Genomic DNA, 15,823 nt, shown 5'->3' on the forward strand with positions numbered 1-15,823 from the left:
CCGCTGGGGCCTCGGCGGCGGGCTCCTTACCGGACTCATCCTCGGCGGGCTCCAGACATTTGCCGGCGCCTATATTATCCATCCGGTCCAGGGCTTCCTCGATTACTTCGGCGCTTACATGGTCGTCGGCTTCGCGGCGCTCTTCCGCCCGCTCGTCGTTTCGGCCGCGGAAAAGGGCCGGAAGACGACGATGATCTGGGCAATCGCCGGAGGCACGGTGCTCGGCGGCATCCTCCGCTACGCCGCCCATGTCCTGTCGGGCGTCGTCTTCTTCGGAGCGACGGCGCTCGACCTCGGCGAAAACGTCTGGTGGTACTCGATCGCCTACAACGCCGGCTATATGATCCCGTCAATCATTCTGACCGCCGCCGTCAACGGATTCCTGTTCTCGACCGCACCGCGACTGCTGAAGCGGGAGAACCTCAGACTCCAGTCTGCCCGCTGACCGGCCGGTCTAAACCCGCCACTCCATTCAGTTGGACACCCGCCCGCGTGGCGGGTTTTTTGATGTGGGATTGTCCTCGGATTTTCAAAGGCGCGTGAGGCGGTTTCGCGGTAGCGTTCTCGTCCGCAGGATTTTCAAAGGCGCGTTCGTGCGATTCGAAGGCACGCCCCCCGCCCGCTTATCAACATCAAGGCAAAGAAAAACCTCCGGGTCTCCGGAGGTTTCGGGCAGGATGGCGTGGACGCCGGCTGCCTTGCTGTATCGGGGGTCATCGGACGGGCGCTCCGCCGAGGCTTGGCGGCCCGTTCCGGCTGATCTGTCTTCCGTCTGCCTGGACAGTTCTTCAAAGGAAATCGGCGCCGGCTGCGGAACTTCCCACCCGAGGACGTTCATCCGGTACGGCGACGCATCGAAGAAGGCGTTGGCCATGCGGCGGTAGCCTTCCATCGACGGGTGGACATCCGCCGGGTTCGGGATGAGCTGTGCGGCCTGCCCTTCAAACCGGTCGGCGACGGGGACGAAGATGGCTCCCGCGGCTTCCGATTCCCGCTTCAGGATGGCGTTCAGCCGGTCGAGCTGCCTGCGGGTGCCCGCTTTCATTTCCTTCCGGACATGCGGGTACGGGAAGTAGTAGCCCATCACGTAAACATTGGCGCGAGGTGCCCTCATCTTCAGCTCGGCGAGGATGGAGGCCATGTTTTTCCGGACGCTGTTCAGTGCGTAATCCGCAGGGATCTGGTCAAATGCGAGCGTGCCGTTCGCCGCGTCATGCCGGATGAGGCCGAGCAGGTCGTTGGCGCCGGCCGAAATCGTGATCAGATTCGCCCGGCCGAGCAGGTCCTGCGCTTCCTCTGAACGGACGCGGTCGAGGACCTGAGTGGTCGTGAAGCCCGGGAAGCTCAAGTCTTTCGAATAAAAGGCGAGGCCCGCATACCGCTTCAGCTTCAGCGCAATGAGGTCTGCGTAGCCGGCGTCGATCGCCCGGTGCGGCGTCTGTCCGGCGGCGAGGGAATCCCCGAGCGCCACGTAGACGACGGGTCCCGCCGCCTGGGCATTCGTTGCAGGCGGAAGAAACAGGAACAGCGCCAGCATTGCCGCTGCCAACTTCTTCATCGGCGTCCGCTCCGTTTCCCTTTCGCGTTTCCGCCCGCGGGTTTGCGGCCGCCCGTAGACCCGGACGGACGGGTTTTCGGCTGTCCGGCCGAAACCGTCTTGGCTGAGCCTTCCACGAGCGATCCTTTATGCCAGGTCTTCTGCACCGGCTTGCCCGGCAGTTCCCGGGTCAGTTTCCGGTATGTCTTCTCATCGGGATAGGAGATGAACGCCAGCACTTCTCCGTCTGCACCCGCGCGGCCCGTCCGCCCGGAGCGGTGCGTATACTGCTCGGCCGTGCGCGGGACATCGATATGGATCACATGAGTCAGGCCGGTGATGTCCAGGCCCCGCGCCGCCACGTCCGTTGCAATGAGGATGCGGACCTTGCCGTTTCTGAAATCGTCGAGCGCCTGCTTCCGTTCCATTTTGTTCATTCCGGAGTGGAGGACGGCGACCGGTGCGTCGTCGAATTTCAGCTTGGACTCTTTCATGAGCAGCTGGTCGGTATTGTTGATGAAGGCGAGCGCATGGATATTCTCCTGATGGGACAGCCGGCGGATGAGATCGGTCTTGTCGCGTTCTTCCACTTTCACGAACGAATGGACCACATGCCCCTGGGCCGGCATTTCGTCCGCAGCCACCCGGATGTGGACAGGCTCGTCCATGAACCGCTCCGCAACGAGGCGGATCTCGTCCGTCACAGTGGCCGACACGACGGCCACCCGGCAATCCGGCGAAGCGGAACCGATGAGCGACTTGACGTCGGACCGGTGTTCCCGGCCGAGCAGCTGGTCTCCTTCATCGAGGATGATGTGCCGGATGTCGTGCATTTTCAGCTTCCGGTCATTTGCAAGTTCCCAGATGCGGCCGGGTGTCCCGACGACGATTGTCGGCTTCTTTTTCAGTTTTTCGATCTGGCGCTGTTTGTTGGCGCCGCCGATGAGCTGGGTCACCGTAATATCCATCCCGGCCGTCCATTCGCGGAAGACTTCGACGATCTGCATGCACAGCTCCTGGGAAGGCGCCATGATGAGTGCTTCCGTCTTGTTCGCACTGCCGTCCACGAGCATGAGAAGCGGAATCACGTAGGCCAGCGTCTTGCCGGACCCGGTCGGGGATTCCGCCACGACGTCCCGGCCGTCGAGCATCGCCGGGATCATCTGCGTCTGGATCGGCATCTCTTCTTCGAATGTCCATTTTTCCTTCAGTTCCGGCTCCAGTCGTTCCAGAAAGCTCATCTGTCATTCCCCGTTTCGATTGCTTGATGATTCCATTTTAGCACAGACGGGGCGTTCTTCTCACTGCGGGCCCGCAGTTGGCAATTGGTCCGTGAATTCTGATTCCTCCGGGCTCCATCGCTTCCCTTTCCGTCCGCTTGAATAAAGCCGATTTTGACTACATTCAATCCAAAACAACCTCGAAAAAAACGACCGGATTTTCAAAGTCCCGGTCGTTTCCGTCTGCGCTTATTCTTCTTTCAGCCGGTGGCCGCAGGCGGTGATGGCGGCTTCGGCAATGACCCTCAGCGAGTCCAGGTAGCGGGTGCCGAGCGAGAGTTCCCGCTTGACCACCGACAGCTCGGTGCAGCCGAGGACGATGCGGTCGCATCCCCTGCCGGCCATATGCCGGTCGATCCGTTCCCATGTCGCCGGGTCCGCCGGCCGGCCGGCCTTGATCTGATCATAGATGACCGTCATGACATCTTGCTGAATGGCGGATTCCGGGATCACGGGTTCCATGCCGGCCCTCCGGCATGCATCCTGATAGACGCCGGATGCAATCGTCCCGTCGGTCGCCAGGATTCCGAGAGTCCGGGCACCTTCCCTTTCCGCCTGCGTGACGGTCTCCTCGATCATGTTCAGCACGGGGACGGGAGAGGCGGCCGCGATCTCCCGGTAAAAGGTATGGGCCGTATTGCACGGGATGACGATCAGCTCCGCACCCGCCGTTGCCAGCCGCTTCGTGTCCGCGATGATGGGCGGCACCGGATCCGCTTTCGTCCGGTCGAGGATGAATTCGGTCCGGTCCGGGATATCCGTATTGTTCGTGATGACCATGTTCAGGTGATCCTGATCGCGGACGGCATCTGTCCGCCGGACGACCATCTCGCCGATATACATCGTGGCGAGCGGGCCGACGCCGCCGAGGATGCCCAATGTCTTTTTCTTCATGATGTCCAATCCTTTGATGTTCCGAATTCAAATTTCAATTCATCATTATAACACAATACTTCACAGCTCCGGAGGCACACGGCCGGAAACCTTCTGTTCGTAGGCATAAGCGTAGCCGATGAGCCGGGGCTCCGAAAATGCCCGGCCGTAAAACGTGATGCCGAACGGCTCCCCGCCTTCCTCTTGGCCGGACGGGACGGCCACGCCCGGATAGCCGGCGGCCGACCCGAAACTCGACCCGTGGCTTTTCGGGAAGACGAGTGCGCTGATGCGGTATTTGCGGAACGCGGATTCAAGCGCAATCTCCCCCGCCAGGTGGCGGTTCCGCTCGAGCGCCTCGAGATATGCGCGCTCCGTGAGCCCGCCGGACGTGCGTTCCGACTCTTCAAACAGGTTCTGTCCGAACCGGAGGGTCTCTTCCGGATGCTCCTCGTTGAAATCCATCACATCGGACAAGGTCCGGATCGGGTTATCCGGGGACGTCCGGCCGAGATAAGCGTTGAGGGCCGCCTTGAACTCGTGCAGGAGCACGTCGTAGCCAAGATCGTCCTCCATCACACCGAGGTCGATGTCATCCACGATCTCCGCTCCGCATTCGCGCAATTGATCGAGCGCCCGGTCGAACAGCCGGTTGCGCCCGGTGTCCGCCTCCCGTTCGAAGATATTCCGGGCGACGCCGAGGCGCACGCCGTTCAGCGCGTTCCGGTCGAGCACCGATTCCCAGTCCTGCTCTCCCCAGACGGCACTCAGCGCGGTCACGGGGTCTGCGGGATCCCGGCCGATCATCCCGAGGAAAACGGCCAGCGCATCTTCGACGGTCCGTGCGAGCGGACCGGGCGTGTCCTGCGTGACCGACAGCGGAATGACGCCTGTCCGGCTGATGGCGCCGACCGTCGGCTTGATGCCGACGAGGCTGTTCTGCGAAGCCGGCTCGATGATCGACCCGCTCGTTTCGGTCCCGATCGAAGCCGCTGCCAGGTTCGCCGAAACCGCGGCTGCGGCCCCCGAACTGGATCCGCCGACGTCAATCGGGCCGTACGGACTTTTCACCTGGCCGCCGCGCGAGCTCCAGCCGTTCGTCATCTTGTCCGACATGAAATTCGCCCACTCGGTCATGTTCGTCTTCCCGAGGATGGCGGCGCCCGCTCCCCTCAGCCGGCGGACAAGGAAGGCATCCTCCGCCGCATAATGATCCTTCAGTGCCAGCGACCCCGCGCTCGTATGCATCTTGTCGCCCGTATCCATATTGTCCTTCAGCAGGACCGGAATCCCGTGGAGCGGGGAGCGGATGCCGCTTGTGCGGCGCTCGAAATCCAGCATCCGGGCGATCTGCATCGCGTCTGGATTGATTTCCAGGACCGAGTTGATGTTGCGGTCCGTCTCCGAAATCTCCGCGAGGTACATCGAGACAATCTCCTCGGACGTCACTTCCCCCGCATCCATTTTCTCCTGCATCGCCCGGATGGTCGCTTCGGGCAGCCATTCTCTTCTGAGCTTGTCCAGTCTTCCGTTGTTCATTCTCGATCCCCGCCTCGCCGTTGGTTTGGATGCTCATTCATCTAAAAATGCCGGCCGGCAGGACTCGGGTCCCGCCAGGCGGCAATCGGTTACTGGGTGTTCCGTTCTGTATATTCCTTGATCAGTGCGTAAATGGGAAGTTCATATAGCTGCTTTCCCTCAATCTTGAATACCCCTTCGTCGACGAGCCGGTCGATGATGACCTGCTTTTTCTCATCCATCGGGCCTTCATGTATGTCTCTCATAGTTGATTGCTCCTTGTTGTCTAGTGATCCCGTTGTATTCATTCCCTCATTGGACGGAAATGAAACCGCGGAAGTTCCGGACCGGGGCGATCAGAGGAAATAAAAGCCGATGCCCATGATGAGATAGGCGGCGAGCAGGGTGAGCCCCTCGAACCAGTTGGACTCTCCGTCGATCGAGATCATGATCGTCAGAAGCGCCGCTGTGGCCATCGCGACAAGCTCCGGCACCGTGAAGACGAGCGGCATCTGCTCCGGCATGAGCAAAGAGACGAGGACGAGGGCAGGCGCGACGAACATGGCGACCTGCAGCGTCGATCCGACCGCGATCTCGACGGATACGTCCATCTTGTTCTTGAATGCCATCATCAGAGCGGATGCGTGCTCCGCCGCGTTCCCGACGATGGCGACGATGATCACCCCGATGAAGAGTTCGGACCAGCCGAAGCGGGCCCCGATGTCTTCGAACGTATGCACCAGGTTTTCGGAGACGAATGCCACGGCGAGCGTGGCCACGAGCAGGACGATGATCGACTTGCCCTTCGTCCATTCCGGCACTTCTTCTTCCGCGTCCGCCTTGTCCGAACCGGCGAAGAACCCCCGGTGCGTGACGAGCTTGAAGAACAGCCCGGCCAGATAGAGGGCGATCATGATGATGGAGATGCCGATGCTGAGCCGGATGGTTCCCCGTTCACCCATCCCCTGGGAGAAGATCTCCGGGATCATGAACGCGACGACGATGGCGAACACGAGCAGTCCGGCATTATAGCGTGCGTCGACCAGGCTGAAGTTCTGCCGCTTGTGCTTCAGGCCCCCGAGGAAAAAGGACAGCCCGAGGACAAGCAGCAAGTTCCCGATGACGGAACCGGTCAAAGACGCCAGAACGATCCCGACGAGCCCGGCCTTCAAAGAGAAAATGGAAATGATCAATTCGACCGCGTTCCCGAACGTCGCATTGAGGAGACCGCCGATCCGCGGTCCTGACACGATGGCGAGCGATTCCGTCGCCCGGCCCATGATCGCCGACAGCCCGATGATGCTCACGCAGCACAGCATGAACATGATCAGGCTCGACCAATGAAGAAATGATCCGGCGATGACGAGCGGAACGCCGATGAAGACGATGATTGTAAAGACTCTGTTCAAACCGCAACCCTCCGTTCGCTGACTTCCTGCTGTTAAGAAGATACCCTTCGGAGCGGCCGGCTTAACATGGAAATGAGGAGGAAGCGGTGCCCGGATCTTTTCTTCGGGATTTGATCCGTGCACGCCTGGTGGCAAACCGGCCGGCTGGTCTTGGACCGGGCGAGCTTTATCCCCCCCAGCCCGGGCACAAAAACGCCCCGGAAAGGAAATTTCAATTCCTTCCCGGGGCTCCGCCCGTTCATCTTCTCAGTTTTTTCTTCAGTTTCTGCAGTTTCGGGACGACGTTGACGAACAGGGAGTACAGGAACGGCTTGTAGACTTTGTCGATTTCGCCGATGTACTCGGTGTGGCCGTCTTTGTCGCAGAAGCTTTTCTTGAAGAGGTACAGGCCGTCTTTCGGGCTCAGTTCGAACACACCGCCGAAGTCGTACTGTTCGGCGCCTTCCGAGATGCCCCATTTGATCATCTCGTAGTTCATGAGGTGGTTCGGGTTCAGGTTGCGCTTTTCATTCGTGCTGCCGGCGTACAGATAGTACATCTTGCCGCCGTAGTTGATCGTGAGGCCCGCGGCGAGCTGGTCGCCTTCATGCTCGGCGATGTAGATCCGCAGATCCTTGCCGAACGCCTCGCGCATTTTTTTGAAGTAGCCGATTGAGCGGGTCGTGATCTCGTTGCGCTCGGCCATCGTCCGGTAGATCCGGTAGAAGTCCTCGAGGTACCGGTCATCGTCTCCCCAGCTCACCGTCACGCCTTTTTTCACGGCGCCGCGGATGATGTTCCGGCACTTCTTCGAGAACTTCATCATGATCGATTCCTCGTCGCAGTCGTCGAAGTAAAGGATCATGTTCATGCGCGGCTGGATGAGCGCTTCCTTCTCCTCATCCCGGTTGCGCACCTTGAAGCCCATCCCGGCGAGCTGTCGTTCGAGCTCTTCCGAATAGCGGACCTCCGGATCGAACTTCAGTGCGAACGCCTTGTGTTGCTTCGCCACCTTGTCCGCTTCCGCGATCAGTTCGGCGAGCAGCTGCTTGTCCGTTACGTCGCACACCGGTCCTCGCGGCGCGTAGAGGAGCGAGAAGCCGCCCGGCACTTTCTTGATGAGGAGCGACATCGCCGCCGCGATTTCACCGTCGCGCTCCACATATACCTGCGCATTGCCCCAGTCGTCCTTCACGTGCGACCACTGCATGTCCTGGGTGAGTGCACGGTGCGGCGAGCCGGATACGAACCGTTCGTACCGCTCCGTCATTTCCTTGTCTGTCTGATCTAAAATCGGCACCGCTTGAATACCTCCAGTTCCCATCCGCAAATGATCCCGCCGTCACGGGAGGGCGGGATCATGCTTCCGGTTTGAAGTACTGCGCAAACCGCTGATGGTAGGTCTTATAGTAAGAATATAGCTTGAACCTCCGGATGAGGCTCATGTCCTTGTCGTAGTAGAGCGTCGAGGCGGTCTTGCCTTCCTTGATGAGCCGTCGCACCTGGGCCTTCAGTTTAGGATCCGTCGTGTATTGAACGAGGATCTTCAGCGGGATCCCGTGCCAGAGGACTTCATTGTCCCCGTAGACGACGGGGTTGTCCCGGTGGTAGACCCGGTCTTCGACGAGATACTTGGCCATGTTGTAGCCGTTGGCCGTCACGAAAAAGCTGCTCCGGCCCTGGCGGATGTTGAGTTCGAATATCTTGAACTTGCCGTCCCGGCGGTCGTACTTCAGGTCGATGTTCGCAAAGCCCGTAAAGCCGATCGCTTCAAGGAACCGCTTGTACTGGTCATAGAGCTTCCGGTCGGAATCCCCGATGATGCCGACGTAGTTGCCGATCAAGATCGGCGTCGGGTCTTCGAGAACGACATGGCCGAGGCACATCATGCGGACCTTGCCGTTCCGGTCGCAGTAGGCGTTCAGCACGTACATCGTCTCGTCGCCGCCCGGTATGTAATCCTGGATGATGAGGGTTCCGTCATACTCGGAGCCGTAGATTTTCGTGACCGCGTCCACAAGCTCTTCGCGGCTGTCCACTATATATGCTTTCTTTTTCCCTTCGAACTGCGCGTTGAAATAGCGCATCGAATCCGACGGCTTGACGACGGCCGGGAAGCCGAACGGCAGCTCCATGTGCGGGTCCATGCCCTTTTTGAAGATGACCGTGCCCGGGTAGTCGAGTCCGTACTCCTCGCACATCGAGTAGAACTTTTCCTTGAAGATGATGTCGTCCATCATCTGTTCCGAAACGAACGGCAGGATATAATGGGGCTCGAGGACCGGACGTGCACGCACCGCAAGCTCCACATAGTTTTCGTTGCTCGCGATCAGAAGCAGCTTGTCCGCCCGTCCGAGCAGCTCGTCCTTCAGCGAAAGAAGGCTTTCGGCGAAGGCATCGGGCTCATCGAACCGCTCGAAGATCCGCTTTTCGACGATCTTGCTGTGCATCGTCGAAAGAAGATGGCCTTTCGTCGCCACGATGCTCCTGATTCCGTACTCCTCATGGAAGGCGCGCGCCATTCCGTATGCGTTGTCGTCCGATCCGAGGATGACCGGCAGAAAGTCCATTTTCGGCATGTTTTAACCCCTTCGCTCATCGCACGAAACCGGGTCATCCGGCCGCGCAAAATCACCCTCCAGTCTATCCCAGCAAGGCTTTCAAGTCAAGGAGGCGCCGGGCGGGAACCGGGTCTGTGGCGGAGATTCACCGGCCGTTTTCCCGGAGGGTGGAATTTGTTCTGATGGCGTCCGGCCGAACTCGGTTGAAACGGGTCCTGCCCGAAAGGCGGGTGCCGGTAATCCCGGTAGTTTGAAAACATACTGAGCGGGGATTGATAGACTTGAGGTCTGTCTGCCGGGCCGTAAGACCGGTCTTTTCCCCGGTCTTTTTGATTTTAGCCGGGAGAAGTTTCGGAATACACTTTTCAAACATAAAAGTCTGATTATTATTGTTTTTAAAATATAGTATAATTCGTCTTAATTTATCGGTAATTCTTAATTTATCAATTGGTAAAAGTTATTTTTGACAATTGAAAACGTTAAGGGGTATCATAAATAAATCTAAAAGGAGGTTACATGAATGTCACGCCTGACCAAACAGGAAGTTGCGGCAAGTGTCCCGCAAAGAGGATTCTTCGGTCACCCGAAGGGCCTGTTTACACTGTTCTTCACTGAGTTTTGGGAGCGCTTTTCTTACTATGGGATGAGGGCCATCCTCGTTTTCTATATGTATTACGAAGTGAAAAACGGCGGCCTCGGCCTCAGCGAACCGCTTGCCCTTTCGATCATGTCCATCTACGGTTCTCTCGTATATATGTCCGGGATCATCGGCGGCTGGCTCGCCGACCGGGTATTCGGCACTTCGCGCGCCGTGTTCTTCGGCGGAGTGTTCATCATGCTCGGTCACATTGCGCTCGCCATGCCGGGACGCCTCACGATGTTTTTCGTCTCGATGGTGCTCATCGTCATCGGTACCGGCCTTCTGAAGCCGAACGTCTCGACTATTGTCGGTGACATCTATCCGGAAGGCGATAACCGTCTTGACGCTGGGTTCAGCATCTTCTACATGGGGATCAACCTCGGTGCTTTCATCTCCCCGCTCATCGTCGGCGAACTGATGAAGAAAAGTTTCCACCTGGGATTTGGCGTGGCGGCTGTTGGTATGTTCGTCGGCCTTGTCATCTTCCTCATCACGAAGAAAAAGAACCTCGGCCTGGCCGGGACGCAAGTTCCAAACCCGCTTACTGCCGCCGAGAAGAAAAAATGGGGCCTTTACACGATTGCTGCGGCCGTCATCATCGGCATCGCGCTCGCCATCATGGTTCCGAACGGCTGGGTCACAATCGAAGGTGTCGTCGCACTGGTCGGCGTGCTTGGGATTGTCATTCCGACCATCTACTTTGTCGTCATGTACCGCAGTCCGAAAACAACTTCCGTGGAACAATCACGGCTTCTCGCCTACATTCCGCTGTTCATCGCATCGGTCATGTTCTGGGCGATCCAAGAACAGGGGTCCACGATCCTCGCCCGCTTTGCGGACAAGCGGACCGACCTGGATGCATTCGGCTTCCATATTTCTCCGGCTTGGTTCCAGTCGCTGAACCCGCTCTTCATCATCACGCTCGCGCCTGTGTTCGCATGGCTCTGGGTGAAGCTCGGTGACCGCCAGCCGTCGATTCCAAGGAAGTTCTCGTTCGGCCTGCTGTTTGCCGGTTTGTCGTTCCTCGTCATCCTGCTGCCGGGCCAGCTCGGCGGCGCGGATGCGCTCGTCAACCCGCTCTGGCTCGTCTTGAGCTACTTCCTCGTCGTCATCGGGGAGCTTTGCCTGTCGCCGGTCGGCCTCGCCGCCACGACACGCCTGGCACCTGCCGCCTTCTCCGCGCAGACGATGAGCCTCTGGTTCCTGTCGAACGCGGCTGCCCAGGCGATCAACGCACAGATCGTCAAGCTGAACACGCCGGAAACCGAAACCCTCTACTTCGGTACGATCGGCGGCATGTCGATCGTGCTCGGGATCCTGCTGTTCCTCGTCGCACCGAAACTTGTCCGTTTCATGCAGGACAAAAATTGATCAAACCAAACAGAAACCCGCTGCCGGTCTTTCCGGTCAGCGGGTTTTTTCGTTCAGAGGCCGAGTTCGGTGAACGTATCGCCGTGGTCCAGGTCCCCGTACTGATAGCCGCGTTTGAACCAGTACATCCGCTGCTCCGACGTCCCGTGGGTGAAGCTGTCCGGAACGACATATCCGCGGGCACGGCGCTGGATCGTATCGTCCCCGACCGCGCTCGCCGCACGGATCGCTTCTTCAAAGTCGCCCGATTCGAGATAGCCTTTTTCCTGCTCGTGCTTCGCCCATACTCCCGCCAGGTAATCGGCCTGGAGTTCCATCGCGACCGAATACTTGTTGTACGCTTCCCCGCTCACCCGCTGGCGCACTTTTGCCATTTCGTCGCTGATGCCGAGAAGCGTCTGGACGTGGTGGCCGACTTCATGGGCGACGACATAGGCCATCGCGAAATCACCCGGTGCCTCGAACTGGTTCTGCAGTTCATTATAGAAACTGAGATCGATGTAAAGCTTCTGGTCGCCCGGACAATAGAACGGGCCGACCGCCGCGCTGCTGAGCCCGCAGGCCGACTGGACGCTTCCCGTGTACAGGACGAGCGTCGGGTCTTCATATGTCATGCCCTGCTGTTCGAAGATCTCGCCCCATACTTCTTCCGTGTCGGCCAGGACGACCGAGACGAAGTCGGCAAGTTCCTCTTCCTGCGCCGTTCCGGCGTAGCCGCTGCTCCCGCCCTGCTGGACGCCGGACGATGTCCCGCCATCCCCGAGCAGGCTGCCCGGGTCTCCGCCGAGCAGCAAGAACAAGATGATCCCGATGATTCCGAGCCCGCCGCCGCCGAGTGCGATCGGACCGCCGACGCGCGGTCCTTGTCCGCGCCGGTCCTCGATATTTGAACTGCCTCTTCTTCCGCCTGTTTTCATGGATAACGTTCCTCCCTGCCCTGTCACTTCACGCTTCTGGTTTACCTATACCCAAATTCTTGGCGGAATAAGACGCAGCGGGTCCGGGAGTGTTATCTTTATCTCGCAGAACGTGATCTTTATCGGGAGGATCGTTATTTTTTCCGTCCGGCCATCTCGCCGCATGAAAAAAAGCCGCACACGGCGGCTTTTTTGATCAGGCCCATGGGACCGGGCTGCTGTGGAGGGCTTGCTGCAGCGAATTGTAGGTATCCAGTCCCGAAAAGTTCAGACCCAAATGAATTGAGGTCTGGGCGATTTCCGGGCGGATGCCGGTGACGGTCGCCTTGATGCCGAGCAGGCTGAGGATCTGGGTCAGTTCATACAGCTGGTGGGCAACCATCGTGTCGATGATCGAGACCCCCGACAAATCGATGAACAGTTCGACGATCCCTTCCTCGGAGCATCGTTGAGGAACCGATTGCTTGATCACTTGCGCCCGGCTTGTGTCGATGTCGCCGACGAGCGGCAGGATGCCCCGCTCGCAGTCGATCTTGATGACCGGACTGCCGAGTTCATCGATTAGGCTCTGCTGGGCCAGCAGCCGGGATTGCATCAGTTCATTATATTCTTTGGAGAATGCGTACACGATATCATCATGCGACCGATTGACATCCTCGCTCCATCGCAGGAGATCGGACCGCTTTACCTCATCGTCGTGCTCTCTCACGAAACGTTCGACGTACGTCCAGAAAACGAGACGTGCGGAACCGACCGCCTCCAGCACTTCGTGGATCGGAGTTCCGGTGCGGACCCGACTTCCGGCGACCAGCTCGGCCCATTCGTTCTTCAGAGATTCGAATGCTTCCTTGTCGCCGATCAGGCTGGTGGCGAGCGTCCGGTTTGTCATCCGGTTCTGTTCACGGAGTGTGTTTTCCGCATGGATTCCCGCATCGGCGGAATAGATGGAGCCGAATTTCTTTTCCCGGAGGGCAAGCCAATCGTCCGTTATCTGGTCGGAATGCCCCTTCAGGAAATCGAACAATGCCTGATTGATCTGTTCCATTGCGCCAACCGCATCCTTTCAAGGCCGGTCTGCATGTCCTTCCGGCACATTTAACATCTTCTTTTCCATTAGTCTACCACCAGAACGGCCGCTTGGAAAGCCGCGCTCCCGTTTAACTGTGTCCGCCGGGGGAAGAAGTCCAGAAACAGCGGAAAGGAGGAGCAGTGATGGAAATATTAAAAGTTAACGGAAAGATGGATGCAAAACGGCTGGCCCTGAGGATTGCGCTGCCCGTGATCGGCGGATCCATCGTCGACATGCTGACAAGCGGCAGTACGAAGGAAGATTTCAAGCGGTTGAAAAAACCGGACTTTGCCCCTCCGCAGGCCGCTTTCCCGATTGCGTGGACCACGCTTTACGCCATGATGGGAACGGCGCGCTACCGGGCAGGGGAGGTCCGCCGGCAGGAAGGCCGATCCGACCGCTTTCCGGCCTACGATCTTCAGCTCGGGCTGAACTTCCTCTGGATGTTCCTGTTTTTCAAATGGAGGCTGAGAGGCCCCGCGCTTGCCGAGATGACGGTCATGCTCGGCGCGATCATCCTGACCGCGGCCGAGTTCCATGAGGAAGACCGGACTGCGGGCCGTCTCATGGTCCCGTATATCGTATGGGTCGCGTACGCCCTCGTCCTCACCGGCTCGATCTGGGAAAAGAACAAGTGAACCGAAAGAAGCCCCTTGCCGGCGATCCGGACAGGGGCTTCTGTTCATCTTCTCCGGCCGGTGTCTTTGATGAGCACACGCAGGAGATGGCGGTTCATCCAGAGGAAGAACACGATCCAGACCGCCAGGCTGACGGGGAAGAAGACATCCGGGATGATGCGGAGGGCGGGTATGCCGAATGCGCCGGCGAGCTGGTGGGTGGCGGCGGTGTACATGGCAAGCGGGAACGCCGTGCCCCAAAATTGAGGATCATAAGTGAGCGGATCTTTCCTGACGGCGTACCGCCAGATCGTCAGGAGAACGAGGATCGGGATCCACCACGTCGCCGTGACCCAGGACAGGAGCGTGAGTCCCTTCAGGAACGGCAGCACGCCGACGATGAGGTCATCATGCTCCCCGTCCGTGATGAGGAGCGAGCCGGCAAGTGTCGTGATGGCGACCGCGCCCATGTTGATCCAGTAGGTCGGCGCAAAATCCCGGGGGCCGAATTCCATAAATACGAGCCGGCGGAAAATCGGGATAATCACAAGCACATACAGGCCAAAACCGAGAAGGAACAGGCAAAGGGACGCGAACATCAGCAGGCGGGCACCGGCCCCCTCCCCGGCCAGCAGGACGCCGAGCACGGACAGCGACTGGGTCGCCACGGCCGCAATCAGCCAGGAGCCGTTGATCCCGTCGGCAAGTCCGGGCTTATCCTCCCGGATGATGACCGCCGTGAAAAAGGCATACATGATGAGCACCCACAGAACGGATGCCAGCCCGTACAGCCAAGCGGAAACGGCCGTGCCGCCCGTAATGATGATCAATTCGCTTCCAAAAACCCCCGTACCGGCAACGAGCGTGAAAAATCCGGCGCCCGCCGCGTGGTTCCCGAGGTCTTTGAAAAACCGGCCCGGGTGGAAGACCAACCGGAATCCGGTCAGGATCCAGAGCAGCGTGTAAGTGATGATATTGATGCCGAGCAGGAAAAGCGCGGTCTTCCGGAAACCGAGCAGATGAGCTGAAATCGACAGCGCCCCGGTTGCCATGACGACTGCAAAGTACCCGGAAAACAAAAATTCGGTTTGCCGCTTGAAAAAATCGAGCATATCCATGGCTCCCAGTCTCAAGAAATCGGTTCCTCTGCCGGCCTTCCGCCGGGGGGAACCCGTCTCCATTGTACAACTCCCGCCTGCAAAATCATTGGCATATGCACAGGTGCCGCACGCCAAAAGATGGAAGCGACACACAAAGAAAAGCCCCGCGGCGAAATGCCCGGGGCTTTGTCTGATCGGACTCAGCTGTTCAGTCTGCCTCTCAGCTTCTCGAAGTCTTCTTTCATTTTTTCCTTGTATTCGCTCACTTTTTTATCCCGGTGGGCAGTCCGGTCTTCGGCCATCTTGTCACGCGCCTGCTTTTCGAGTCCGTCCTGCACGTCCCGCGCGTGGTCGATTTCTTCCTGGATTTCGGCTGCCGGGTAGCGCTCCACGACGGTTTCGAACTTGCCGAAAATCCGGTTCAGCGGTTCCTCGGACTTTTCCTGGACGACCGCCACGATGGCCACATCCCCGTCTTTCATCCGGAGAGTCATCGACCAGAACAGCCCCGCCTCTTTCTTCACGTCCTGTGTGTCCACGAGGAGGCCGACCGATCCGCCGATTCCGACGCCGAGGAGCACGCCGAGCGGTCCCGCGATGATTCCGGCCAAGCCGCCGACGATGCTGCCGATCAGCGTATCATTCGACGAAACCTTCCCTGTGTCAAACGAGTCTTTCAGAAGGATGTTTCCGTGCTCTTTTTTCAAGATGCCGACCTGGGAGAGGATGGCCTCGTCCTCGAATGTCGACAGTTTCTTCAATTCCGAGAGCGCCTGGAACGCCTCGCTTTCCACCTTGAAATAACTGATGACGACATTTTCCATCTTTCATCTTCCCCTTTCCGCCTTCCGGACAGTAATCCTTCTAGCTATTCCCGTTTTGCTGCCCGGTCAAGCAACAAATCCGGTCGGACAGACCGAAAGCATTGATGCTGCTGGATGCGGCCATAAGA

At 58.7% G+C, this 15,823-nt stretch carries 15 protein-coding genes; 3 read left to right on the forward strand and 12 right to left on the reverse strand.

Annotated features, from left to right (window positions below; translation table 11 throughout):
* A partial coding sequence (locus BN1189_RS01880; protein WP_040224960.1) for an energy-coupled thiamine transporter ThiT occupies positions 1-445 on the forward strand: 445 nt, incomplete at its 5' end.
* An 84-nt stretch (positions 446-529) separates the two neighbouring features.
* Here the strand turns inward: BN1189_RS01880 and BN1189_RS01885 are convergent.
* From BN1189_RS01885 to BN1189_RS01920, 8 genes are all read right to left on the reverse strand, one after another.
* Positions 530-1,558 (reverse strand): SGNH/GDSL hydrolase family protein, encoded by a 1,029-nt coding sequence (locus BN1189_RS01885; protein ID WP_069201934.1) that lies wholly within the window; start codon positions 1,556-1,558, stop codon positions 530-532.
* A complete protein-coding gene (locus tag BN1189_RS01890) occupies positions 1,555-2,778 on the reverse strand; it encodes a DEAD/DEAH box helicase (RefSeq protein WP_052455572.1) in 1,224 nt (407 codons plus the stop codon). Before BN1189_RS01890 ends, BN1189_RS01885 begins: the two co-directional genes overlap by 4 nt.
* 228 nt (positions 2,779-3,006) lie before the next feature.
* The gene (locus BN1189_RS01895; RefSeq protein ID WP_040224961.1) at positions 3,007-3,711 is read right to left on the reverse strand and encodes an aspartate/glutamate racemase family protein; all 705 of its coding nucleotides are present in this window, start codon (positions 3,709-3,711) and stop codon (positions 3,007-3,009) included.
* Between the two features lie 60 nt (positions 3,712-3,771).
* Positions 3,772-5,229 carry an amidase family protein gene (locus BN1189_RS01900; protein WP_040224962.1) on the reverse strand — a complete coding sequence of 486 codons (1,458 nt, stop codon included), beginning with the start codon at positions 5,227-5,229 and terminating at the stop codon, positions 3,772-3,774.
* A gap of 89 nt (positions 5,230-5,318) precedes the next feature.
* Positions 5,319-5,474 (reverse strand): Fur-regulated basic protein FbpA, encoded by a 156-nt coding sequence (locus tag BN1189_RS01905; RefSeq protein ID WP_082194098.1) that lies wholly within the window; start codon positions 5,472-5,474, stop codon positions 5,319-5,321.
* Positions 5,475-5,564: 90 nt separating this feature from the next.
* A complete protein-coding gene (gene cax / locus BN1189_RS01910) occupies positions 5,565-6,617 on the reverse strand; it encodes a calcium/proton exchanger (RefSeq protein WP_040224963.1) in 1,053 nt (350 codons plus the stop codon).
* A gap of 238 nt (positions 6,618-6,855) precedes the next feature.
* The gene (locus BN1189_RS01915) at positions 6,856-7,896 is read right to left on the reverse strand and encodes a lipid II:glycine glycyltransferase FemX (protein ID WP_052455573.1); all 1,041 of its coding nucleotides are present in this window, start codon (positions 7,894-7,896) and stop codon (positions 6,856-6,858) included.
* Between the two features lie 58 nt (positions 7,897-7,954).
* Positions 7,955-9,175, reverse strand: coding sequence for a carboxylate--amine ligase (locus BN1189_RS01920; protein WP_040224964.1), 1,221 nt, complete (start codon positions 9,173-9,175; stop codon positions 7,955-7,957).
* Between the two features lie 502 nt (positions 9,176-9,677).
* Here BN1189_RS01920 and BN1189_RS01925 point away from each other — a divergent pair.
* Positions 9,678-11,168 (forward strand): peptide MFS transporter, encoded by a 1,491-nt coding sequence (locus tag BN1189_RS01925; RefSeq protein WP_040224965.1) that lies wholly within the window; start codon positions 9,678-9,680, stop codon positions 11,166-11,168.
* A gap of 53 nt (positions 11,169-11,221) precedes the next feature.
* Here BN1189_RS01925 and ypfJ read toward each other — a convergent pair whose 3' ends face one another.
* On the reverse strand, positions 11,222-12,085 hold the full coding sequence (ypfJ, locus tag BN1189_RS01930) for a KPN_02809 family neutral zinc metallopeptidase (RefSeq protein ID WP_040224966.1): 864 nt from the start codon (positions 12,083-12,085) through the stop codon (positions 11,222-11,224).
* Positions 12,086-12,281: 196 nt separating this feature from the next.
* Positions 12,282-13,130 (reverse strand): STAS domain-containing protein, encoded by an 849-nt coding sequence (locus BN1189_RS01935; RefSeq protein ID WP_040224967.1) that lies wholly within the window; start codon positions 13,128-13,130, stop codon positions 12,282-12,284.
* Between the two features lie 167 nt (positions 13,131-13,297).
* On the opposite strand from BN1189_RS01935, the gene BN1189_RS01940 reads away from it, so the two are divergent.
* Complete coding sequence (locus BN1189_RS01940; protein ID WP_040224969.1) at positions 13,298-13,792, forward strand: TspO/MBR family protein; 495 nt, start codon at positions 13,298-13,300, stop codon at positions 13,790-13,792.
* Positions 13,793-13,836: 44 nt separating this feature from the next.
* On the opposite strand, the gene BN1189_RS01945 is transcribed toward BN1189_RS01940, so the two are convergent.
* Both BN1189_RS01945 and BN1189_RS01950 read right to left on the reverse strand, forming a co-directional pair.
* Positions 13,837-14,883 carry a tellurite resistance/C4-dicarboxylate transporter family protein gene (locus BN1189_RS01945; RefSeq protein ID WP_257125354.1) on the reverse strand — a complete coding sequence of 349 codons (1,047 nt, stop codon included), beginning with the start codon at positions 14,881-14,883 and terminating at the stop codon, positions 13,837-13,839.
* Positions 14,884-15,071: 188 nt separating this feature from the next.
* On the reverse strand, positions 15,072-15,695 hold the full coding sequence (locus BN1189_RS01950) for a hypothetical protein (RefSeq protein ID WP_040224970.1): 624 nt from the start codon (positions 15,693-15,695) through the stop codon (positions 15,072-15,074).
* Positions 15,696-15,823: the final 128 nt, after the last annotated feature.

This window comes from Bhargavaea cecembensis, assembly GCF_000826125.2.
Lineage (GTDB): Bacteria > Bacillota > Bacilli > Bacillales_A > Planococcaceae > Bhargavaea > Bhargavaea cecembensis_B.

Coding starts and splice junctions, on each gene's coding strand:
- BN1189_RS01885 (WP_069201934.1), bottom strand. CDS start 1,558: ATGAAGAAGTTGGCAGCGGCAATGCTGGCGCTGTTCCTGTTTCTTCCG.
- BN1189_RS01890 (WP_052455572.1), bottom strand. CDS start 2,778: ATGAGCTTTCTGGAACGACTGGAGCCGGAACTGAAGGAAAAATGGACA.
- BN1189_RS01895 (WP_040224961.1), bottom strand. CDS start 3,711: ATGAAGAAAAAGACATTGGGCATCCTCGGCGGCGTCGGCCCGCTCGCC.
- BN1189_RS01900 (WP_040224962.1), bottom strand. CDS start 5,229: ATGAACAACGGAAGACTGGACAAGCTCAGAAGAGAATGGCTGCCCGAA.
- BN1189_RS01905 (WP_082194098.1), bottom strand. CDS start 5,474: ATGAGAGACATACATGAAGGCCCGATGGATGAGAAAAAGCAGGTCATC.
- BN1189_RS01920 (WP_040224964.1), bottom strand. CDS start 9,175: ATGCCGAAAATGGACTTTCTGCCGGTCATCCTCGGATCGGACGACAAC.
- BN1189_RS01925 (WP_040224965.1), top strand. CDS start 9,678: ATGTCACGCCTGACCAAACAGGAAGTTGCGGCAAGTGTCCCGCAAAGA.
- ypfJ (WP_040224966.1), bottom strand. CDS start 12,085: ATGAAAACAGGCGGAAGAAGAGGCAGTTCAAATATCGAGGACCGGCGC.
- BN1189_RS01935 (WP_040224967.1), bottom strand. CDS start 13,130: ATGGAACAGATCAATCAGGCATTGTTCGATTTCCTGAAGGGGCATTCC.
- BN1189_RS01940 (WP_040224969.1), top strand. CDS start 13,298: ATGGAAATATTAAAAGTTAACGGAAAGATGGATGCAAAACGGCTGGCC.
- BN1189_RS01945 (WP_257125354.1), bottom strand. CDS start 14,883: ATGCTCGATTTTTTCAAGCGGCAAACCGAATTTTTGTTTTCCGGGTAC.
- BN1189_RS01950 (WP_040224970.1), bottom strand. CDS start 15,695: ATGGAAAATGTCGTCATCAGTTATTTCAAGGTGGAAAGCGAGGCGTTC.